Source organism: Gammaproteobacteria bacterium, assembly GCA_029862005.1.
Classification (GTDB): domain Bacteria; phylum Pseudomonadota; class Gammaproteobacteria.
On record JAOTYD010000008.1, the window covers coordinates 114183 to 135116 of the forward strand.

The 20934-nt window shown below is 54.8% G+C and carries 16 protein-coding genes; 6 read left to right on the forward strand and 10 right to left on the reverse strand.

Features of this window, described 5'->3' with window-relative positions; genetic code table 11:
• Nucleotides 1-17 precede the first annotated feature (17 nt).
• Nucleotides 18-2600 carry a PQQ-dependent sugar dehydrogenase gene (locus tag OES20_07905; GenBank protein ID MDH3634615.1) on the reverse strand — a complete coding sequence of 861 codons (2583 nt, stop codon included), beginning with the start codon at nucleotides 2598-2600 and terminating at the stop codon, nucleotides 18-20.
• A gap of 113 nt (nucleotides 2601-2713) precedes the next feature.
• Between OES20_07905 and OES20_07910 the strand changes: the two genes are divergently transcribed.
• Nucleotides 2714-4147, forward strand: a complete 1434-nt coding sequence (locus OES20_07910; GenBank protein MDH3634616.1) for a 1-acyl-sn-glycerol-3-phosphate acyltransferase — start codon at nucleotides 2714-2716, stop codon at nucleotides 4145-4147.
• Nucleotides 4148-4204: 57 nt separating this feature from the next.
• Here the strand turns inward: OES20_07910 and OES20_07915 are convergent, their stop codons facing one another.
• Nucleotides 4205-5125 (reverse strand): cytochrome c, encoded by a 921-nt coding sequence (locus tag OES20_07915; protein MDH3634617.1) that lies wholly within the window; start codon nucleotides 5123-5125, stop codon nucleotides 4205-4207.
• A 165-nt stretch (nucleotides 5126-5290) separates the two neighbouring features.
• Nucleotides 5291-5758, reverse strand: a complete 468-nt coding sequence (locus OES20_07920; GenBank protein MDH3634618.1) for a cytochrome c — start codon at nucleotides 5756-5758, stop codon at nucleotides 5291-5293.
• A 102-nt stretch (nucleotides 5759-5860) separates the two neighbouring features.
• Between OES20_07920 and OES20_07925 the strand changes: the two genes are divergently transcribed.
• Nucleotides 5861-6727, forward strand: a complete 867-nt coding sequence (locus tag OES20_07925; protein ID MDH3634619.1) for a LysR family transcriptional regulator — start codon at nucleotides 5861-5863, stop codon at nucleotides 6725-6727.
• On the opposite strand, the gene OES20_07930 is transcribed toward OES20_07925, so the two are convergent.
• The 7 genes from OES20_07930 to OES20_07960 form a co-directional block, all read right to left on the reverse strand.
• Nucleotides 6702-7589 (reverse strand): DMT family transporter, encoded by an 888-nt coding sequence (locus OES20_07930; GenBank protein MDH3634620.1) that lies wholly within the window; start codon nucleotides 7587-7589, stop codon nucleotides 6702-6704. The two genes, OES20_07925 and OES20_07930, sit on opposite strands and share 26 nt — an antisense overlap.
• Before the next feature lie 3 nt (nucleotides 7590-7592).
• Nucleotides 7593-9533, reverse strand: coding sequence for an acetoacetate--CoA ligase (locus OES20_07935; protein MDH3634621.1), 1941 nt, complete (start codon nucleotides 9531-9533; stop codon nucleotides 7593-7595).
• 193 nt (nucleotides 9534-9726) lie between these two features.
• Nucleotides 9727-10509 carry a carnitinyl-CoA dehydratase gene (locus tag OES20_07940; GenBank protein MDH3634622.1) on the reverse strand — a complete coding sequence of 261 codons (783 nt, stop codon included), beginning with the start codon at nucleotides 10507-10509 and terminating at the stop codon, nucleotides 9727-9729.
• Nucleotides 10510-12564 (reverse strand): acetate--CoA ligase family protein, encoded by a 2055-nt coding sequence (locus OES20_07945; protein MDH3634623.1) that lies wholly within the window; start codon nucleotides 12562-12564, stop codon nucleotides 10510-10512.
• Entirely contained in the window at nucleotides 12564-13724 is a 1161-nt protein-coding gene (locus OES20_07950; GenBank protein ID MDH3634624.1) for an acyl-CoA dehydrogenase family protein, read from the reverse strand. Before OES20_07950 ends, OES20_07945 begins: the two co-directional genes overlap by 1 nt.
• A 14-nt stretch (nucleotides 13725-13738) precedes the next feature.
• Entirely contained in the window at nucleotides 13739-14734 is a 996-nt protein-coding gene (locus OES20_07955) for a 3-hydroxyacyl-CoA dehydrogenase NAD-binding domain-containing protein (protein ID MDH3634625.1), read from the reverse strand.
• Nucleotides 14735-14746: 12 nt separating this feature from the next.
• Complete coding sequence (locus OES20_07960; GenBank protein ID MDH3634626.1) at nucleotides 14747-15664, reverse strand: 3-keto-5-aminohexanoate cleavage protein; 918 nt, start codon at nucleotides 15662-15664, stop codon at nucleotides 14747-14749.
• A gap of 89 nt (nucleotides 15665-15753) precedes the next feature.
• Between OES20_07960 and OES20_07965 the strand changes: the two genes are divergently transcribed.
• The 4 genes from OES20_07965 (at nucleotide 15754) to OES20_07980 (ending at nucleotide 20655) form a co-directional block, all read left to right on the forward strand.
• Nucleotides 15754-16731 carry a GlxA family transcriptional regulator gene (locus OES20_07965; GenBank protein MDH3634627.1) on the forward strand — a complete coding sequence of 326 codons (978 nt, stop codon included), beginning with the start codon at nucleotides 15754-15756 and terminating at the stop codon, nucleotides 16729-16731.
• Nucleotides 16732-16975: 244 nt separating this feature from the next.
• Nucleotides 16976-17725: an electron transfer flavoprotein subunit beta/FixA family protein gene (locus tag OES20_07970; GenBank protein ID MDH3634628.1), complete on the forward strand. Its 750-nt coding sequence runs from the start codon at nucleotides 16976-16978 to the stop codon at nucleotides 17723-17725.
• 2 nt (nucleotides 17726-17727) lie between these two features.
• Nucleotides 17728-18657: an FAD-binding protein gene (locus OES20_07975; protein MDH3634629.1), complete on the forward strand. Its 930-nt coding sequence runs from the start codon at nucleotides 17728-17730 to the stop codon at nucleotides 18655-18657.
• 1140 nt (nucleotides 18658-19797) lie between these two features.
• Nucleotides 19798-20655 carry an SDR family oxidoreductase gene (locus tag OES20_07980; protein ID MDH3634630.1) on the forward strand — a complete coding sequence of 286 codons (858 nt, stop codon included), beginning with the start codon at nucleotides 19798-19800 and terminating at the stop codon, nucleotides 20653-20655.
• Nucleotides 20656-20934: the final 279 nt, after the last annotated feature.

Consider the following 20934-nt stretch of genomic DNA (forward strand, 5'->3'; position numbering starts at 1 on the left):
GTCGCAGATGTGTTGCTTCAGAGCGAGCAGTTTGCGAGGCCGTTGATCCAGCTGGCTAACAGGCTAACCCCTAAGTTATCGATCAGATTTGACCCCAGTGGTGGCATGCCGTGGCTGTCGCGCCGACTGGCCCTGGAAATGACTAACGAGCGTGCAGCGTCACCGGGTGCGATCAGGCGTGCGTTGCTAATGCCGAGATCGCCTTCAAGCGGTATGGCATCGCAGGTATTGGTATTGGAAAACAGCGTGGTATAGCGTAAGTCCATGGTGGATGGAGTTGGTCCACCGGGGCGATGACATTGCGCACAATTGGTATGCAGGTAAGCGCGAGCCCGATCAGCGATATTGGCCGCGGAATCGGTTGGCGAAGTTAGCGCGGGTAAATTTTGCACCGGGGCCGGTAACGGCGTCGTAAACATCAAAACATGATCGATCGTTTCCAGCTGGTTTGCGGTACGACCACTCGAGGGATAGGTGAATACGCGGTTAAGCTGCGCGGTCTCGGGACCCAGCGCGAAGCCTGCGCTGCTGGTATGGCACTCGAGACACTGACTTTCCGACGGAAAAATCCAGTCCTGGCCGTTACTGAGGACTGTCTTACCCCCCTTAACGCGCGTGGCCTCAGTTTGCTGTGGATTCCACTCATAGGTGTAACCGGCCCATACTCCGTCGGGGTGCCGCATCAAATGACGTGTCTCGACCAGGTTGCCATTGAGGCGGAAGTTTTTGACTATCACGGTACCGTTCGGAAATTCCCAGTCGTCCTCCGCATTGCGCGTTATCGTGGTGCCATTGGGCAGGCCAATGTAGCGCTCCTTCTGCGCGTCATCGGACCAAAATGGCGCGTTAATATCGTAAGGTAACAAGCCGGCATAAGGCTGGGTTATATCGACGGGATCGGTGCAACCGGTATTTGAAAGCAGGTCAGGTATCGTGTCGGGTGTCGGCGGCCCGGCCGGCACCAGCTTGCGCAAACGGCTATTGTTGATGTCGGTAAAATAAAGCTCGCCGCTTTGGTCGGCGCCGAAAGAGGTCGGGCCAAAATTCGTGTCTATCAGTTGATCGTTACTGTAACCCCCCTGTCCATCAGATTGCAGGGCCCAGATTCGACCCGATCCATAGTCGGCAAATATATAGCGCCCGACCAGTTCAGGGATTACCGAACCGCGATACACCTGCCCACCCGTAATCGAGTTACCCAGGCTGTGTGAATACTCCGATACGGGATCTATCAGGCCGCTGCCGCAACCTGAGGTATTAAAGTTGTGTGCGCCCTCGCGACAACGCCATCCGTAGTTACCGCCCAGTTCGATGGTATCGACTTCTTCGTAGGAACCTTGTCCGACATCGGCAAGCCAGAGTTCATTGGTATCGGTGTCGAAACTCCAACGCCAAGGGTTGCGTAAACCCCAGGCGTAAATTTCGGGGCAGGCGCTCGCATTTAAACCGGGCCCACATTTAGGATTCGCCGCGAAGGGATTATCGGCTGGAATAACGTAGGGATTGCCGGGAAAAGAAACCCCGGGTCCAAGGACATCGATACGTAGCATTGAGCCGAGCAAGTGCGAGGTGTTCTGCGCGCGATTGTTCGGGTCACCGCCGCTGCCCCCGTCGCCAAGCCCGATGTACAGGTAACCGTCGGCACCAAATGCAATGTCGCCGCCATTGTGATTATCGAAATCCTGGTCGACCCGGAGAATGACCTGTTCTACCGTACCCGCGCCCGGGTTCACCATGTTATCCAGGATAAATCGCGAGATCACCGAGCGCATCGCCGGGCCGCTATGATCGATGGTATAGGATAGAAAAATTTCCGGTGTCGTCGGGTAATCGGGATGAAACGCCATGCCAAGCAATCCGCCCTCGGACTGGGTTCGCACCACCCCCGATAAATCGAGATAGGTTGAAACGGCCGTGGCCGTGTCAGGATCGAAGGTAACTAGTTGCCCCGATTTACGCAGTACGAACCAACGGGGATCAGCCACGGGTTCCAGTATCATCTTGGTGGGTTGAGCAATATTGGGCAGGTTTGGAAACGGATCGATAACTGCAACGCTGGCATCCATGGTGGGTCGGGCAGGCGCGATACAAGTCTGGTTGTCGGGTCGATTATCGATCCCGGGTAATCCGCCGTTGAAATCATCATTAGTAATCGTGCCGACGGCGCTCGCCTGTGAAATTTGGGCTTCGTTCGGCGACGATAATGTCACCGTCAAGGTTTCACTCGCTTCGACGTCGGTATCACCCTGGATCGTAACGCTTATGGTTTGCAGGGTATCGCCCGCTGCAAATTGAATACTTCCGATCGACGCCTGGTAATCAATTCCGGCAGTTGCGGAACCATCCGATGTACTGTATTCAACCGTAACGGTTTCAGATGAGCTTTTTGACAGCGTTACCACAAACGTCATGCTTGCTGTGCCTGTGTCGCCTTCGGTGGCATCAGCGTTAGCAATGGATAGCGACGGCAATTCAACATCCGGTGATTCATCGTCAGAGCCGCCACTAGAACTACAGGCGCTGATCGTCAAAGCCATTAACAGAACAATGGCAACCATTAACGGTTTTTGATCCGAAGCCAGGGACGTTCGATCGCGCATGTTTCAAATTATAAACTAATTGGGCCTGGCAGCCTGTTAAATAGTTGGGTTGCAAATACGGCAAACAGAAATTTATTGGCAGTTGAAAAGCGAACATGCCACACTGATTCGCTATGGAGAGCACGGTAAACCTTCCGGTATGGCTGTTTATCCTGTTGCTGGTAACAGCCCTGCTGCTGGTGCTGGACCGAATCCTGCTGCCGGGGTTTCGCTGGTATTTACGGCGCCGCGTTAACCGGGTTATCGAAGAAGTTAACGCCCGGCTTGATATCGAGATCAGGCCTTTCCAGCTCACCCGCAAACAGGCGCTGGTCGATCAACTGGTGTTTGACGACAAGGTCGTCGCGGCGATGAAGGAATACGCGGCCGAGCACAGCATGCCGAAAGAAGTCGTGCAGGCCAAGGTTTTCCGGTATGCCAACGAGATTGCGCCGTCGTTTAACGCCTACATTTACTTTCGTTTTGGCTACTGGCTTGCCAAGACCCTGGGACGAATGCTTTACCGGGTGCGGGTCGGGTTTTACGACGACCGCAAACTTTCACAGGTCGATCCCAACGCAAGCGTCGTTTTCGTCATGAACCATCGCAGCAACATGGATTACGTGTTGGTGTCATTTCTCGTTGCCGAAAAAACTGCGCTCTCCTACGCAGTCGGGGAGTGGGCCAGGATCTGGCCGTTGCAATCCCTGCTTAAATCGATGGGTGCGTTTTTTGTGCGTCGTAACTCTCGCAATGTGCTGTATCGACGGGTGCTGGAACGCTACGTCAATCTCGCGACACGTGCCGGCGTTTGCCAGGCAGTGTTCCTCGAGGGCGGATTGACGCGAGACGGATTGCTGCGCCAGCCGAAGCAGGGATTTCTCGATTACATGCTGCGCGACTATCGTCCCGGCAGTGATCGCGATGTTGTTTTGGTGCCCGTGGGCATTAACTACGATCGTGTGCTGGAAGACATGAGCCTGGTACGAAAACTCGATCCGGAGGCTGAAACCAGGAGCCCCTGGTTTGTCATTAAAACGAGTTTAAAATTTGGATTGAAAACACTTTTGATGAGCCGCAAAAAACGCTGGCTAAGGTTCGGCTATGCCGGTGTCAATTTCGGTAAGCCGGTATCGGTTTTTGAGTATTGCCAACAGCACAACATCAATCTGTCTGAAATCGACCAGGCCAGGCGTTATCAATACATCGAAGCGCTCAGTCATCAGTTGATGGATGAAATTGCCAATGTGGTGCCGGTGTTACCGGTAGCGCTAATGAGTGAAGTTGTACTTGCCAACCAGTCTGACTCGCTCAGCGAACTGGGGGCAAAGACACTAGCCGTTACGCGCATCGAGGAACTGCATGCCCAGGGAGCCCCGATAAGAATTTCGACTAACACTTGCGAGGACGTATTGACGGCGGCGCTTTTGATGCTGGAGGGACGCGGATTTATCGAGCGTAGGGATGGTCTTATTCGACCGAGAGCGGAAGCGCTGGACCTATTGAATTACTATGCAAATTCAATCGACCAGTGGCAAACCGGGACATCGTCTCGAGTTGAATCTTGATTTAGAGCCCGCTAGCCGCGATCGCGTCGCAAGTGGTTATATGGATTTTCCGAACCTTTAGCGACCAACGCGGTTCTCAATCGGCGGTAGCGCAAGAAGAAAGTCGATCAGTGCTTCGCGGTCTTCCGCTGTTAAATTTCGGATTTCTTCGATCACTTTATCCATCGAGCCGGCGGTATACTCGCCGTCTGGAAGCTCACCGAATTTCAAAAACTCCTGTATCGCGGCCCGATCCCAATCTCCGATGCCGGTGCCCTTGTGGGGTGTTATGTTGGGTACCAGTTCGTCTTCTGGACCGTGTGCGTTACCTGCATATGCGAGGTTCTGTTGTAACGCACCAAACAGGTTACGGGGTGTATGACATTCGCTGCAATGACCCAGGGCTTCGGCAAGGTATGCGCCTCGATTCCATTGCGCGCTTCGTTCGGCATGTTGCTGGAATTTACCGGGATTGAAGAACAGCCATTTCCAGGCCTTTGCAGCAAACCGCCAACGCAGAAACCAGGCCAATTCGTGGGCGCGATTAGGCTGCACCGATGCCGGCAGCGACAGGATGTAGGCGTACAGGGCACGTACGTCCTCGACCGTCATGCGCGTATATGACGTGTAGGGGAATGCTGGGTAGTAGTCATAGCCCTCTGGTGATACGCCGTGATGTAGTGCGCGCTGGAAATCGTCGGCGTTCCAGTCGCCGATACCCGCAGTCTTGTGTGCGGTTATGTTGGGGGAATAGAAGGTGCCAAAAGGCGTCTCTAACGCCCGCCCACCGGCTAAAGGCTCGCCGTTTTCCGCCGTATGGCAATGACGGCAGCCACTGATCTGTAGCACGTATTCCCCGCGCGCAAGCAATGGGTCATCGGCCGGGGTTTGCGCGCCAGCACCGCATGGCAATGCCACGATGAGCATACTCAACGTGGCGAGTAAACGCGGTTTCAGGATCATGAATGCATCATAGGCAGCAGGCAATCGAATCGTCAACGAGCAGATATTCGTTGGGAAAATGCTGTGGGATTGTAAGGAAGCCCCTGAGCTTGCCGAAGTTCCAACCGATGGTGGTCGTTTGCACTGAAGCCCGGTGCCGCAGTTGGGTCACCGGGTTCTTTAATCTTCTCGAGTTGAATTCCGCCAGGCAGATCGTGGTCTTTATTGCATCTCGCGAAATTCGTCGTGACATCCCTTGCAGGATTTGCCAACTGGGCCGATTTTGGTCTTTAGCGCATCGATGCCGTTACCGGCTGCAGCGGCAAGCTCATTCACCGCCGTGGCGTATTTTTTACCATATTTACCAATCTCCGGATAAGTCGTCCAAATTTTCGGCAGGGCGGTGGTATCACCCATGTAATTGTCGATATCCGAGCCCTTTGGCCAATGGCGGCTGGCGTCGAGGTCAAGCAGGAGTTTCAGATTTCCAGCCAGTTTATTGGCCATGGCCGCGTCATAATCTATCTTGCCCTTCGCCATCGCGAACAGCGGCCCGACATTAAAGGCGCGCAACTGCATCTCACCCTGGCGTGCCTTGATTGCATTTTTAAGTGGATCATTCGCAGTGTAGCCGGGTGCGGCAAGCGTTAAGCCAATGAGCAGAAAAAAGAGTCTGGAAGCGGTTCTCATGATGGTTCTCCGTGGTTGTCCTGGTTACGGCTTGGTCGGGGGATTATATATGTTAATAAAATTACATCAAATTACTCATAATTGCGCTATAGTGCTGCAATTATGCAGCACATCAACTGGGACAATCTGCGCTATGTGCTGATGGTTGCCAACAAGGGATCGATCGCCGCGGCCGCGCGTGAGCTCGAAGTTAACCGCACTACGGTACTGCGGCGCATCAACCTGTTCCAGGAAAATCTCAATTGCCGTATTTTTGAACGTGGTGAATCGGGTTATGTTTTGACCCCGGAAGCGGAGAAAATGATCAATGCCGCGCGCGAAGTCGAGGACACGCTATTTACCATGCAACGCCAGATTGCCGGGCACGAGCTTAAACTCGAGGGCGAACTGCGGGTCACGACGACCGACTCGTTCATGGTATCAGTGCTGGGCCCCCACCTCGCGACATTCAACCAAGAATACCCACACATCGTCGTCGATTTACTGGTGACCAATAGTATTCTTGATCTCAATCGGCGCGATGCCGACGTCGCGATCAGGCCAACCCGGTACCCGGATTCGAGGCTGGTCTCACGGCGACTCTGCGATGTCGAGTTCGCAGTCTATGCATCTGCCGATTATCTAGAGTCGGCTGCGCCAGGTGCTATTGCCGATGGCCGTTGGATCGGCCTTGTCGACAGCCTGGGGGTAACGCCGATTGGCAACTGGTTCGAAACGACCATTGATGCCGCCAATATATGCATGCGCTGCGACTCGTTTGTTGCCCTCCGAATTGCCGCGGAAGCAGGTATCGGACTCGCGCTATTGCCGAGCTTTCTGGGCGATGCATCTCAAACCCTGACCCGGCTGGAATTTCCAACTGCCGAACTGACCACGGGGTTGTGGATATTGACCCATCCCGACCTGGTGCGTTCGGCCCGCGTGCATGCATTTATCGATCACTTCAGCGAAGCGCTTGGCTCGCCCTGATCCGGGTAATCGCGATCCCGCTCAGAATCATACCCAGTGCGACAAAATGCTGCCAGCTCACGGGTTCGGAAAGTAACCATGCGCCGCTGAAAAATGCGACTACCGGAACCAGGTAGTTAATCGTTGACAGGAAAGTAGGGCCAGCGCGATCGATCACTGCAAACAAGATGATCGTGGCAAGGCCGGTCGGACCGATGCCAAGCCAGATAACGGCGATCATCGAATCCTGGCTGATGTTATTGTTTTCAGGTGCCAGCAACAGCCAGAACGGCAGAATGACGAGGCTTGCCATGATGAGTACACCGCAGGCGCCCACCATCGGACTGAAGCGCGGTAAACGCTTGATCAGAATTGCATTGACCGCGTAGCAGGTTGCCGCGGTGAAGATAGCAAGCGCGCTCCAGAATTCGCGACCCCCACCTTCGAACACGGGCCCGAGCAATACCACGATCCCAGTAATACCCAGAGTGAAGCCGATTAGCTTGTAGCGATTGAGGGTTTCACCTGCGACCAGGTAGTGCGCAAAAATCATTGTCATCAGCGGCATGATCGCCATGATCATACCGGCGATCCCCGAGTTAACCGTTTGCTGACCCCACGAGATCAGAAAGAACGGCAGGGCGTTACCGGCAATTGCCATCAGTAGAAATCCCCCCCATATCCGCAGATCCTTCGGAATGCTCTGCCCACGCGCATACACCACCAGGGCCAGCACCATCGCACCAAGCACAAGACGATAGAACACGATAGAAACCGGGTCGATTGTTCTGACCGATATCGCGATGATTAAAAACGAGGTCCCCCATAACGCGACCAGGCCCATCAGCAGCGCCCAGTTCAGCAGGATTGTTCTTGAATTCAAGGCCTAGTCTTGCAGCTGAGGCAAGCTTCGATACAGCTCGAGTGCTTCCGGATTGGCAAGCGAATGGATATTCTTGACCGGGCGGTCATGCACGACTTCGCGTACTGCGAGCTCGACGATCTTGCCCGACTTGGTGCGCGGGATCTCGGCCACCTGGACAATTTTGGCGGGCACGTGACGCGGTGTGCATTTCGTGCGCACGAGGCGACGGATACGGTCCTCTAGCGCCGCGTCGAGGTTAATCCCCGGCTGTAACACGACAAACAGCACCACGCGCACATCGTCCTGCCATTGTTGACCGATGACGATGCTCTCGACAACTTCATCGAGTTGCTCGACATGACGGTAAATTTCGGCGGTGCCAATGCGCACCCCGCCGGGATTCAGGGTCGCATCGGATCTGCCAAAAACGATAATGCCGTTGTGATCGGTCAGCATGACGTAGTCGCCGTGATGCCAGACATTGTCGAAGCGTGCGAAGTAGGCGTTGTGGTACTTTTCGCCACTTTCGTCAGCCCAGAAGTAAACCGGCTGGCTGGGAAAGGTCTGGGTACAGACCAGTTCACCTTTCTGATTGCGCACGGGGTTGCCGTCGTCATCGAAAACGTCGACTGCCAGACCGAGACCGCGACACTGGATTTCACCGCGGTAAACCGGCAGCAGCGGGCAGCTGATCACGAAACAGGATACGATATCGGTGCCGCCGGATACCGAGGCAAGGCAGACGTCCTGCTTGATGTTTTCGTAAACATAATCGAAGCTTTCCGGCGCGAGCACCGAACCGGTCGAGGCAATCGTGCGCAGAGCCGACAGGTCGAACTTATCCATTGGGCGCAGCTTCGCGTTTTTCATCGCATCGATGTACTTGGCCGAAGTACCAAATATGTTCAGGTCGATTTCCTCGGCATAACGCCACAGCACTTCACCATCCGGGTAGAACGGCGAACCATCGTAGAGTACCAGCGTGGCCTGACTTGCCAGCGCGCTGACCAGCCAGTTCCACATCATCCAGCCCAGCGTGGTGAAGTAAAACACGCGATCCCCCGGGTGAATATCACAGTGCAGCATCTGCTCTTTCAAATGCTGGATCAGCGTGCCGCCCACCTTGTGCGTGATGCACTTGGGCTTGCCGGTGGTACCCGACGAATAGAGTACGTAAAGTGGATCGTTGAAGTTGCACGCGACGAACTCGATCTGATCGACCGGATTGTCGATAATGTTTTTCCAGTCAACGGCTCCCACCTGGTTGCCGAACCCGGCAAGGTTGACCTGGATAAGCTGCTCTACGCTCGGTAACTGGGCGCAGATATTCCTGATCTTGTCGCTGATCTCATGCCGTTTGCCGTTATAAAAATACCCGTCGACGGTAAACAGGAAGCGGGGCTCGGTCTGGCCAAAACGATCAACCACGCTGTCTTCGCCAAAATCGGGCGAAGTCGACGTCCAGACGGCACCGAGGCTGGTTGCAGCAAGCATCGCGACCACGGTTTCGGGCATATTGGGCAAATACGCGGCGACGCGATCGCCGGCTTCAAGCCCGTTAGACTTAAGCCACGCAGCGACGCTGGCAACCTGGTCGTAGAGTTCCTGGTAGGTCAGCGAGTACTCGACCTGGTCTTCGGCGCGAAAGTAAATGGCGACGTCGCTATTCCTTTTGCGCAGCAGGTTTTCGGCAAAGTTGAGCGTTGCATCGGGAAACCATTGCGCTTTCTCGATGTTTTCACCGTCGACCAGGATGCGCTCGCCCTTGTCGCCGATAATTCCACAAAAATCCCAGGTTTCCGACCAGAACGCTTCCTTGTTTTCGATCGACCACTGGTAGAGCGCATCGTAGTCGTCAATCGCAAGGCCATGGTTCTGATTAATCTGCTCGATAAAGCGCGTCATGTTGGCCGCGTCGATGCTGGCCTGGCTGGGTTTCCACAGAAGATCGGATTCATTCATAATATTATTGTCGTCTCGCGGCTCTCGTATCGTCATCCCGCGGCTTGACCCGATACGTCGGACCGGCGGGATCCAGTTAACTCAGCGTATCCGAAGGACACACATTACACCAGACAACCAAAAATCAAAATATTGTCGACCTGCGGCCGGATTATAATACCGGGTCACGCGGTTACGCCGCGGGACGGCACGGTTATTTACCTTTCCACACCGGGTCACGCTTCTCGGCAAACGCCTTGAAACCCTCCATGTTGTCTTCGCTGCCGTAAAGGGTATCGACCGTTTCAAACTGCCGCTTGGTAATCCAGTTCATTGCCTCCTGAAACTTCATTGCCTCGGCTTCGCGCGCGACCTCCTTGATCGACGCAAATACCAGCGGCGGTCCCGCGGCGAGTTCAAACGCAATTTCCCAGACTCTATCCATTAAGTCATCCGCCGGCAGAACCTCGTTAACCAGGCCCCAGCGCAGTGCTTCGGCACTATCCATCCAGCGACCGCGGTACAGCATTTCCATCGCCACGTGGTAGGGAATGCGCCTGGGCAGTTTTATCGTCGCGGCGTCGGCCAGCGTTCCGGCCTTGATCTCGGGCAGTGCGAAGCTCGAATGCTCGGAGGCATAGATCAGGTCTGCCGACAGCATCAGCTCGAAACCGCCGCCGACCGCCATGCCGTTGACCGCGGCAATTACGGGCTTGTTGAGTCCGCGCAATTCCTGCAGGCCGGCGAAACCGCCAACGCCGTAATCACCGTCGACCGCGTCACCGTCGGCGGCCGCTTTCAGGTCCCAGCCCGCACAAAAGAATTTATCGCCTGCGGTCTGTATGATCGCGACACGCAGTTCCGGATTGTCACGAAACTCACGGAAGGTTTCACCCATCAAGCGACTGGTCTTAAGATCGATGGCGTTAGCCTTGGGTCGATCCAGCGTTACTTCGAGAATCCCGCCTTCGCTGCGGGTCGTGATGACATCAGACATTTATTTTTGCTCCTCTAGAACAATTAGTGCATCGGCCGCGAACACGCCATCGCCCTGCGCACCGATCAGTAACGGATTAACGTCAAGCTCGACCAGTACTTGCGAGTTCGAGATTGCGTATTGTTGAACGGCAAGGATAGCATCCACGGTAGCCGTAATGTCCGCAGCAGGTTTACCGCGAAATCCGTGGAGTAGAGGCGCCGACCTGAGGCCCGCCAGAGCATCTTCGATTTCGCTGTGCCGTGCCGGGATAATCAGGGTTTTACTGTCTTGCAAAAGCTCGACCAGGATGCCGCCACTGCCGACGGTCAACACGAGTCCGAATTGCTGGTCGCGCGTGACCCCGACAATGAGTTCGGCCAGGGCTGGCTTCATGGTTTCGAGGTACAGCTGGTGGCTGAGCTTCAACAATTCGCTGGCCGCATTGTTGACTGCTTCAGGCGATGACAGGTTCAGTCGTACGGCGTTGAACTCGGTTTTATGCGCGAGGCCCAGTGTCTTCAGGACGACCGGAAATCCCAGGGCCTCGGCCTTTTCGATTGCTTCAGCTACCGAGTTCACACGGCCACCTGGCGGTATCGGCAAGCCTGCTGCAAGCAGCGCCAGTTTGGCATCGGACTCGTCCAGGGTAACCTGGTTCGCGGAGACCGGGGGCAATTCGATCACCGGGTCAGCCAGTCCCTGTTTCCATGCGATACCGATGTCGGCCGCGATTTCGGTCGCCTGCAGTGCTTCATCGATACCGAAAAAACTGACGATGCCACGTTCGCTGAAGTCTTCGGTATATTCCTCGGGAATATTTTCAGGCATACCGACCACAAAGGCACCCCGGGCGTGGTTGGCGGTCAGTGCTGCTTCGAAGGCGTCGACCGCGATATGCCACTCCCAGTCTTCGCAGCGCGCGTGATGCGGGAAATCAAGGATCAGGTAATTCAGATCGAAACCTACAGCCGTCATGGCGCGATAGGTGGCCTCCATTACCTCCCGGTTTGCCCAGCTGTAGGTCTGGTAATCAAGCGGATTTGCTACCTTGACCAGCGGGCCCAGTGCGGCCTCGATCGGTGCTTTCTGGTCAGCGTCGAGGTCGGGAAAGTAAATCTTGTGGCGCTCGGCGGCATCGGCAATGATGCTTGCCTCGCCTCCGGAGCAACTCATCGACGATACCCGGTAACCCTCGAGCGGCCCATGCTGGTGCAGCAGCTTCAGCGTTTCCAGGAACACCGGGATTGAGTCTGCCTGGCCAAAGCCATTACGGCGTAAAAAATCGCGGGTAACTTCGTGCGAGCCAACCAGCGAAGCTGTATGCGACATCGCTGCTACCTGCGATTGTTCGCTCTTGCCGACTTTGAATATCACGATCGGCTTGTTTAACGCGCGCGACTTTTGCGCGAGCTGCTCCATGGTAGCGATCGAGTCAAATCCTTCGACGTACATGCCGAGCGCGGTGACGCGTGGATCGTCGAGTATCGTGAGCGCGATCCTGGATATTCCCACCACTGCCTGGTTGCCGACGGTAACAACGTAGGCCAGCGGCAGGCCCCGTTGCTGCATCGTGAAGTTGATTGCAATGTTGGAGGATTGGGCAATGATGGCAACGCCGGTTTTTCCCGCTTGCAGTCGTTTGCCACCCTGCTGATCGGGCCACAACAGGGCGCCGTCCGCGTAATTGATGAAGCCGTAACAGTTGGGACCGAGGATCGGCATGTCGCCGGCGGCCGCGATCAACGCTGACTGCAGCTCACCGCCGGTCCGGTCCGCTTCGAGGAAGCCGGAGGCGTAGCATACCGCACCGCCGCAGCCGCGCTCACGCAATGCCCGGACGACGTCGATGGTGCCATGACGGTTCACCCCGACAAAAGCCGCATCGGGATCACCTGGCAGGTCTTCTACCCGCTTGAATGCCGTTAATCCCCGGATTTTGGTTTTCTCAGGATGCACCGGCCAGATGTCACCGCTATAGCCCATCAATTGGCACTGTTCGACCACACGGCTCGCATGCAGGCCGCCGATAGCGACGATCGATTTAGGACGCAGCAAGCGCTCGAGGGTAGACATTAGCCCCCCAACGGGCGCAACAGGTCACGCGAAATGATATGGCGTTGAATCTCTGAAGTACCATCCCATATCCTTTCAACCCGCGCATCGCGCCAGAACCGCTCCAGCGGCAATTCATCCATCAGGCCCATGCCGCCGAAAATCTGGATTGCCTCGTCGGTGACGCGCGCCAGCATCTCGGTCGCGTAAAGCTTGGCACTCGCAATTTCGCGGTTGGCCTCTAGCCCCTCGTCGAGACGCCAGGCAGCTGACAGGGTCAGCCAGTCGGCGGCATCAATCTCGGTAATCATGTCGGCGAGCTTGAACGAAACACCCTGGAACTTGCCGATCTGCTGGCCGAACTGTTTACGCTCGGCGGTATAGGGCAGGGCGTATTCAAACGCACGCCGCGCGCGACCGACACTGGTTGCAGCAACGGTTAACCGGGTTGCGTACAGCCATTCGTTCATGACGTCGAAGCCACCGTGCAATTCACCCAGGATTTGCGAAGCAGGTACTCGACAATTGTCAAAATTTAAAATGCAGTTCTTGTAGCCGCGATGGCTGACCGAGTTATAACCCGGCCTGATTTCGAAACCAGGTGTCCCGCGGTCGACGAGAAAGCAGGTAATCTTCTTTTTGACACCGCGTGGTGTTTCCTCTTCGCCGGTGGCGACAAACACGATGACGAAATCGGCAATGTTCGCATGACTGATGAAATGTTTGCTACCGTTAATGATCCAGTCGTTACCGTCCGGTTTTGCATGACAACTCATGCCGCGCACGTCAGAACCGGCGCCGGGTTCGGTCATTGCCAGCGCGTCGAATTTTTCACCCTTGACCGTCGGCAACAGGTACTGCTCGCGTTGTTGCTCGTTACAGGCCTGCAATATTCCCGAGGGTCGGCCGAAAAATACGGCGAGGCCATTTGAAGCGCGCCCGAGTTCGCGTTCCAGCAACGTGAAATCGAGATGCCCGAGACCACCGCCACCGAATTCTTCCGATATGTTGGCCGCGAAGTAACCGGCCTCGATACACTTGTCACGAATCTCACGCCCGATTTCGAGTGGTACCTCGCCAGTACGTTCGACCTCGGCTTCGTGCGGATAGATTTCGTTTTCGACGAACTGCCTTACCGTATCGACGATCATTTCCTGTTCAAAACTGAGTCCAAAGTGCATAGTGATTCCCCTTTTTACTCGTCGTTGGCTGCTTGTAATAGTTGCTGTTCATATTTTGCCAGGGTCTTGCCCGCGCCCCAGTTGTTGCCTTTAAGTGCCTGTAAAATCGCAATCAGGTTGTCGTCACGAATCGTTTCCAAATCACGGGGACTCAGGCCATCGGCCTGGGTTTCACATTGATCGCCGACTTCGTTGACAAACTCCTCTGTCAGCTCAGGCACATCCATGAGCTTGGTCCAGGGCCATTTCAGGCAGGGGCCAAACATCGCCAGCATCGCACGCATGCCACCTTCGCCACCCGCGAGATGAAAGGTTTGCATAGTGCCCATTTGTGCCCATCTCAGGCCGGGGCCGTAGGCGATCGCCGTATCGATTTCATCTGCGGTGGCAACCTTGTCGTGCAACAGCCAAAGCGCCTCGCGCCACAAAGCCTCCTGCAACCGATCCGAAATAAATCCTTCGATTTCAACACGGCAATGCAGCGGGTGCATGCCAATTTCGGTATAGAATGATTTTGCCCATTCGATATATTTCGGGTCGGTTTTTTCACCACCGACCAGTTCGACCAGCGGTAGCATGTATACCGGGTTGAAAGGGTGGGCGACCATCAGGCGTTGCGGGTGCAACATCTCGGCTTGTAACTCGGTCGGCATAATGCCGGAAGTTGATGAGGTGATGATCGCGTCCGTGGCAGCGCTGGACTCGATTTCTGTATAGACGGCACGCTTAATATCAGGTCTTTCCGGAACGGACTCGATAATCAGCTCGGCGTCTCGCGAGGCTTCTGCTGCAGAATCGTGCCAGCTTATCGATCCCGTCGTTGGGCGCGGTGCCGAGGTGAGCCTGGCATAGGCGCGATCGGCGTTTGTCAGCACCGCCTCGAATTTGTTTTTTGCATCGGCTGCCGGGTCAAATACCGCGACATTGATACCATTTTCGATCAAGCGTGCTGCCCAACCGCCGCCGATAACACCACCGCCGATAATGGCGGCCCGTTTTATTACTGCCATTGAAAGTCGCTCCTATTTCGAAACCGGTGGGCGTTTTTGTAATTGCATCTTTTCGCGTACCTCTGCTGGGGTCATCAGGGTCGCCCCCATGTTGGTGACTATGGTTGCCGCCATTTCGACGAGCTGTGCGTTGGTTGCCAGTTCGCCTTTCCTGAGCCAGAGGTTGTCCTCGAGGCCAACGCGCACGTTGCCACCCGCGAGCACCGTCGCCGCCGCATAGGGCATTTCATTACGCCCGATCGAAAATGCGGAAAAGGTCCAGTCGTCGGGGGTGTTGTTGACCATCGACATGAAAGTGTTCAGGTCGTCCGGTGCGCCCCACGGAATACCCATGCACATCTGGACCATGACCGGGTCCTGGATAATGCCTTCCTCGACCAGCTGCTTGGCAAACCACAGGTGGCCGGTTTCGAACACCTCGATTTCCGGACGCACGCCGAGATCGGTCATCATCTGGCCCATCGCGCGCAGCATGCCGGGGGTGTTGGTCATGACATAATCGGCCTCGGCAAAGTTCATCGTGCCGCAGTCCAGCGTGCAGATTTCCGGCAGGCACTCGGCGACGTGCGCAACGCGCTCGGTTGCGCCGGCCATATCGGTACCGGACTCATTCAGTGGCAACGGATTTTCGGGATCCCCAAACACCAGGTCACCGCCCATGCCCGCGGTAAAGTTGACCACAACATCGGTTTCGGAATCACGAATGCGATCGATAACTTCGCGGTAGAGTTCGGGACGACGGCTCGGTTTGCCGGTCTCGGGTTCGCGCACGTGGCAATGGACGACCGCGGCACCCGCCTTGGCGGCGTCGATCGCGCTGGCGACAATTTGTTCTGGCGAGCGCGGCACGTGGGGTGAGCGATCCTGCGAACTGCCGGACCCGGTTACCGCGCAAGTGATAAATGGGGTTAAATTGGCTGTTAAAGGCATAGCGCACCTCCGGTAATAGAAGGCGCATGATGTCACGGAAATATTCCCCGTGATTGCAATTTAACGCAATATATTTGACAATTTGCGCAATGAATATTTTCACCTCAAGCGACGAAAAACTGTGCATTACGCTGCTGGTGTTGCCGGATTCTTCGATGATGTCGCTGGCATCGGCTCTCGATACGATGCGTGCGGCCAATCGTATCGCTGGCCGCGTTCTGTTCGATTGGCAAATCGCAACCCTGAACGGCAAAACCGCGCGCCTGACCTGTGACCTGCTGATCGAGCCCGATGTCGCGCTGAACGCCGATTCCAGTGGCGATGTGCTGATCGTCATCGCAAGCTTTAACCAGCAGCACCATGCCGGACCCGCGCATTTGAAACTGATCAAACGCGTCGCGCGCAATTTTTCCGCGGTGGGCGGCATCGAGGCCGGTAGCTGGATCCTGGCGCGAGCCGGGTTGCTGCAGAACCTGTCGGCGACCACGCACTGGGAAGACCTGGAAGATTTCACCACCCATTTCCCCGGGGTCGACCTGAAACCTGATCGTTTTGTCATCGATGGCAAGGTGTTTACCACCGGTGGCGCCTCGCCGACCTTCGATTTCATGCTCTACCTGATTCGAATACGTTACGGCTATCCGCTTGCGATCGAGGTATCGAGCGCATTCATCTATGACGGTGTGCATAGCGCCACCGACACCCAGCCGCTGGTCTCGCTCGGCATGTTGGAAAACAATGAACCCCGGGTCGCCGCGGCAATTCACGTGATGGAACGGCATATCGACGAACCCATTGCGATGACGCAGATCGCGCGCGAGGTAGGTATATCGATCCGCATGCTCGAGTACCTGTTTCGGCAAACCCTGAACATGTCGCCGGCAGCCTACTATCGTCGCCTGCGATTGCAGACCGCGCGTCGATTGGTGGTGGACACGCGTCTCAGGTTGCAGGAAATCGCGATCCGAACCGGGTTCAATTCCCTGTCATCCTTTTCACGCCTGTTCAGGAATTACTACCAGCAATCCCCGGGCGATTGTCGCCGCCAGGCACAGGCCGTAACCTGACTTAAATCATTTGACGCAAATAGACAATCATCAGTCGCGCATAAATCTCACCCTGTAGAGGTCTGTGATAATATCCGTTGATTCCATAGGAATTGTCGCTAGAATACTCGGCCTTCGGATGAGGTCCCGGGCGTTTTATACGGCTCGATATTGGCGCCGGGGTGGAAATCGAGATACCCGGTTTATTGTGTAAAGTGACGGTGGTCGAGGAAACCGATCCCCAAGGCGAGAAACTGACAGCGTAATGAAAGTACTGGTATGTGTGAAACGCGTCCTCGATCCCCAGGTCAAGGCGCGCGTAAAAGCGGACGGTTCGGGTGTCGACCTGGCGAATGCCAAGATGACGATGAATCCCTTTTGTGAAAACGCCCTCGAGGAAGCGCTGCGCATGCGCGAGGCCGGTATCGTCGAGGAGATAATCGTGGCCTCGGTTGGCGGTGGCAAGACCGAGGAAACCCTGCGTCATGGGCTCGCGATGGGTGCCGACCGCGCGATCCAGGCGGTTACCGAGGATACACTCGAGCCGCTCGCGATCGCCAAGGTGTTGAAGGCAATTGCCGAGCAGGAAGGTGTCGGCCTGGTTATCTGCGGCAAGCAAGCGATCGACGACGATTCCAACCAGACCACGCAAATGCTGTCTGCGCTGCTTGGCTGGTCACAGGCGACTTTCGCGTCGGATATCAAGATCGAGGGCGAACAGGCGACCGTGACCCGCGAGGTAGACGCAGGCCTGGAGACGATCCAGGTGAAGATGCCGGCAGTCATCAGCGCCGACCTACGCCTCAACGAGCCGCGCTATGTAAAGCTGCCCGACGTCATGAAAGCCAAGCGCAAGCCGATGGACAAGATCGAACTCGAAAGCCTGGGATTAGATACTGCGAATCGATTGACGACTTTACAGGTTGAAGAGCCGGAAGGACGCGCAGCAGGCATTATCGTCAACAGCGTAGCCGAGCTGGTGGAAAAGCTGCGCAATGAAGCGAAGGTGATTTAGAAATGAGCAACCTGGTAATCGTTGAGCACGATAATAACGAGCTGGCCGCTGCAACCCTGCACGCGGTAACAGCAGCACAACAGATTGGCGGTGATACTGACCTGCTGGTGGCAGGAGAAAATTGCGCTGCTGTAGCAGAAGCCGCTGCGAAGATCGCTGGCGTTTCCACGGTCAAAGTAGCCGACAATGCCAAGTTTGGCCATCACCTGGCGGAGAACCTTGCCACGCTGATTGTCGAACAGGCGAGCGGTTACAGTCACATCCTTGCCCCGGCAACTACATTCGGCAAGAACGTCATGCCACGGGCGGCGGCGTTACTCGACGTCGCACAGATCTCCGATATCGCCGAGGTTAAATCAGCAGATACTTTCGTGCGCCCGATTTACGCCGGTAATGCGCTGGCCACAGTGCAGTCTTCCGATTCGATCAAGGTCATTACCGTGCGTACGATTAAATTCGAAGCCGCTGCCACCGAGGGTGGTTCGGCCAGCGTCGAGCAGATCAGCGGCGGCGCCGATACCGGGCTTTCAACCTGGATTTCGCAAGCGGTTGCCGATAACGACCAGGTCGACCTGACCTCGGCCAAGATCGTTGTTTCCGGCGGTCGCGGCATGCAGTCCGGCGACAACTTCGCGATGTTGCATTCGGTGGCCGACAAGCTCGGTGCCGCGGTCGGTGCGTCACGCGCCGCGGTTGATTCGGGCTTTGTGCCGAACGAGTTCCAGGTCGGGCAGACTGGCAAGGTCATCGCCCCTGACCTCTACATCGCGGTCGGAATTTCCGGTGCGATCCAGCATCTCGCCGGCATGAAGGAAAGCAAGGTCATCGTTGCCATCAACAACGACAGTGAAGCACCAATCTTCCAGGTCGCCGATTATGGTCTCGTTGCGGACCTTTTCGAAGCCGTTCCGGAGCTTGACGCCGCGCTCTAAGCAGACATCATCCCGCTTCAGCGTCCCGTCGCGAAAAACTTACACAATATCCGTCGAGTTGATCACGGCGGACTTTTTGCGGTTGTCAGTTGGGTAGATACTAAAAAAGCCAGCTGGATTTTTAAACCATTCGACGGCAAAATGTTTGGTATAAATGCTGGTACCTGGATACCAGGAATTTGATAATCAAACTGGAATCAATCTGACAATGCATTGATTCGATTCCACCCCTAAAACATTAACTACCGAAAACGTAGATTCTTCCCGAATGCAGGCGCTCGATTTAAAGAAACAAGCGGCGACCTTCGGCGAGAAGCGGACGTTGGAAATATTTACTTGGTGGAATAGTGGAAAATGGGTGTTAATATTTCCTACATGCATTCGAACGATGATCTTTTGTAATATGGTTATCCACAGTGCCCCCGAGTACCAGTCGAAAATAAAACCATTCCCAGTGAGATTGTTGGAAGGTGGTCCGTAACTGGAAAACCAAATTGGGAATACGAATTTACTTCCGACGGTAAGTACTATGTAACCGGCCCGGCCTCACAGTTCAGTGTCTCCCCAGATGGAACAGAATTGGATTGGGGAGGCATTCCGTATACACGCATCATGGGGTCCGGGACTGATTTAGTGGGAGTGTGGCGACACAGCGTTCCTTGCCCAGACAACGATTGCGATGAATGGCATTTCCGTGCTGACAACACATTCACGTGTCACTGGGACGACGGCCAAGATTACTTCGGCACCTATACCGTTTCGGCAGATCAGCTATCTATTCGCGAGCTACGATATATTTTAACAAGCCAAGGGAACACTATAACCTTCGATCCTCCATACGGGACCGATCAGAGTGGAACCTATACTGTAGCTAGTGACGTGCTAACAATTACGTTTGCTACCTACACGATCGTTTACAATCGAATACCGTAGATAGAAATTTGTAGCAGGGCCTCCTTGGGTCGCTTATCGCCGCTGACTCATTGAGTTTGAGGGTCTATTTTCTCCAAAGGAGACTCTCAGTGAGCTGGGCTAGGAGGCAATCTTCGGCCATTAACGGACGCCCGCTATTTCCGCGATAATAAGTTTTCAGATTAACTTCGTTAAGAACAGCTGTTACGTGGGTCTCAAAGCTACGACATGAAAAGAATACTATTAGCCGGAGCAACTGGATATTTGGGAAGTTATCTAGCAAAAAAGTTAGCTAGAAACGCATGCGATCTGCGTGTCATAGTGCGCTCACCCGACAAACTGTCAGACCGAGGTATTGAAGTCGAGGACGTGTTCCATGCCGAAATAACGCGCCCAGAGACGCTAAAGGGCTGTTGCAGCGGAATCGATACGGTCATTTCAACAGTAGGCATTACACGACAGAAAGACGGGCTTACTTACATGGATGTTGACTATCAGGCCAATCTGAATTTGTTGAACGAGGCTCGTGAAAGTGGGGTTAGAAAATTTATATATGTCTCGGTTTTAAACGGGGATAACCTGCGCCATATGCAAATTTGCGATGCCAAGGAAAGGTTCGTTGAACAACTGGAAAAATCGGGTCTTGATTACTGTGTCGTTCGGCCGAATGGATTCTTTTCCGATATGTCTGAGTTTTTTTTCATGGCACAAAAAGGAAGGATCTACATTTTTGGCAGTGGTGATCAAAAAACCAATCCAATTCATGGTGAAGACCTTGCCGCAGTGTGCGTTGACGCGATAGAAGGCCCGAAACAAGCCATCAAGGTCGGCGGTCCCGAAACATTGACCTATAATGAAATTGCCAGAATTGCTTTTGAAGTCGCAGGAACTGAGCCAAAGATAACTCGAATCCCAAACTGGGTACGAACGACATTACTCTGGCTGATTAGAGTCTCCACAAACAGCAAATTCTACGGGCCAGTCGAGTTCTATTTGACTGTCACTGCGATCGATATGATTGCACCCGAATATGGAACGCATCGACTCAGAGACCATTTTGTCATGTTGCGACAACGAGACAAATAGCAAGCGCCTGTGGTCGGACTTAACCTTACTCCAAAGGTACTATTTCTCGATAATGGACGCCAGTCTGCCTCGGGCAGACTTCGACTTTCGGCCACAAGCAGCCGCTCGGCGGTGATCCGATAATTTGTGATCGAGTCAAAAGCCTTATAATCCGGCTGGTCGGCATCCGGAAGCAAGCCCATGGAAAAATTGAAAGAATATATCAAGGATCAAATCTGGATACTTGAATATCCAGTCAGGTTTGCGGGCATGGATATATTTGGGCGCACAACGATTATC

Coding starts and splice junctions, on each gene's coding strand:
- OES20_07905 (MDH3634615.1), bottom strand. CDS start 2,600: ATGCGCGATCGAACGTCCCTGGCTTCGGATCAAAAACCGTTAATGGTT.
- OES20_07910 (MDH3634616.1), top strand. CDS start 2,714: ATGGAGAGCACGGTAAACCTTCCGGTATGGCTGTTTATCCTGTTGCTG.
- OES20_07920 (MDH3634618.1), bottom strand. CDS start 5,758: ATGAGAACCGCTTCCAGACTCTTTTTTCTGCTCATTGGCTTAACGCTT.
- OES20_07925 (MDH3634619.1), top strand. CDS start 5,861: ATGCAGCACATCAACTGGGACAATCTGCGCTATGTGCTGATGGTTGCC.
- OES20_07935 (MDH3634621.1), bottom strand. CDS start 9,533: ATGAATGAATCCGATCTTCTGTGGAAACCCAGCCAGGCCAGCATCGAC.
- OES20_07940 (MDH3634622.1), bottom strand. CDS start 10,509: ATGTCTGATGTCATCACGACCCGCAGCGAAGGCGGGATTCTCGAAGTA.
- OES20_07945 (MDH3634623.1), bottom strand. CDS start 12,564: ATGTCTACCCTCGAGCGCTTGCTGCGTCCTAAATCGATCGTCGCTATC.
- OES20_07950 (MDH3634624.1), bottom strand. CDS start 13,724: ATGCACTTTGGACTCAGTTTTGAACAGGAAATGATCGTCGATACGGTA.
- OES20_07955 (MDH3634625.1), bottom strand. CDS start 14,734: ATGGCAGTAATAAAACGGGCCGCCATTATCGGCGGTGGTGTTATCGGC.
- OES20_07960 (MDH3634626.1), bottom strand. CDS start 15,664: ATGCCTTTAACAGCCAATTTAACCCCATTTATCACTTGCGCGGTAACC.
- OES20_07965 (MDH3634627.1), top strand. CDS start 15,754: ATGAATATTTTCACCTCAAGCGACGAAAAACTGTGCATTACGCTGCTG.
- OES20_07970 (MDH3634628.1), top strand. CDS start 16,976: ATGAAAGTACTGGTATGTGTGAAACGCGTCCTCGATCCCCAGGTCAAG.
- OES20_07975 (MDH3634629.1), top strand. CDS start 17,728: ATGAGCAACCTGGTAATCGTTGAGCACGATAATAACGAGCTGGCCGCT.
- OES20_07980 (MDH3634630.1), top strand. CDS start 19,798: ATGAAAAGAATACTATTAGCCGGAGCAACTGGATATTTGGGAAGTTAT.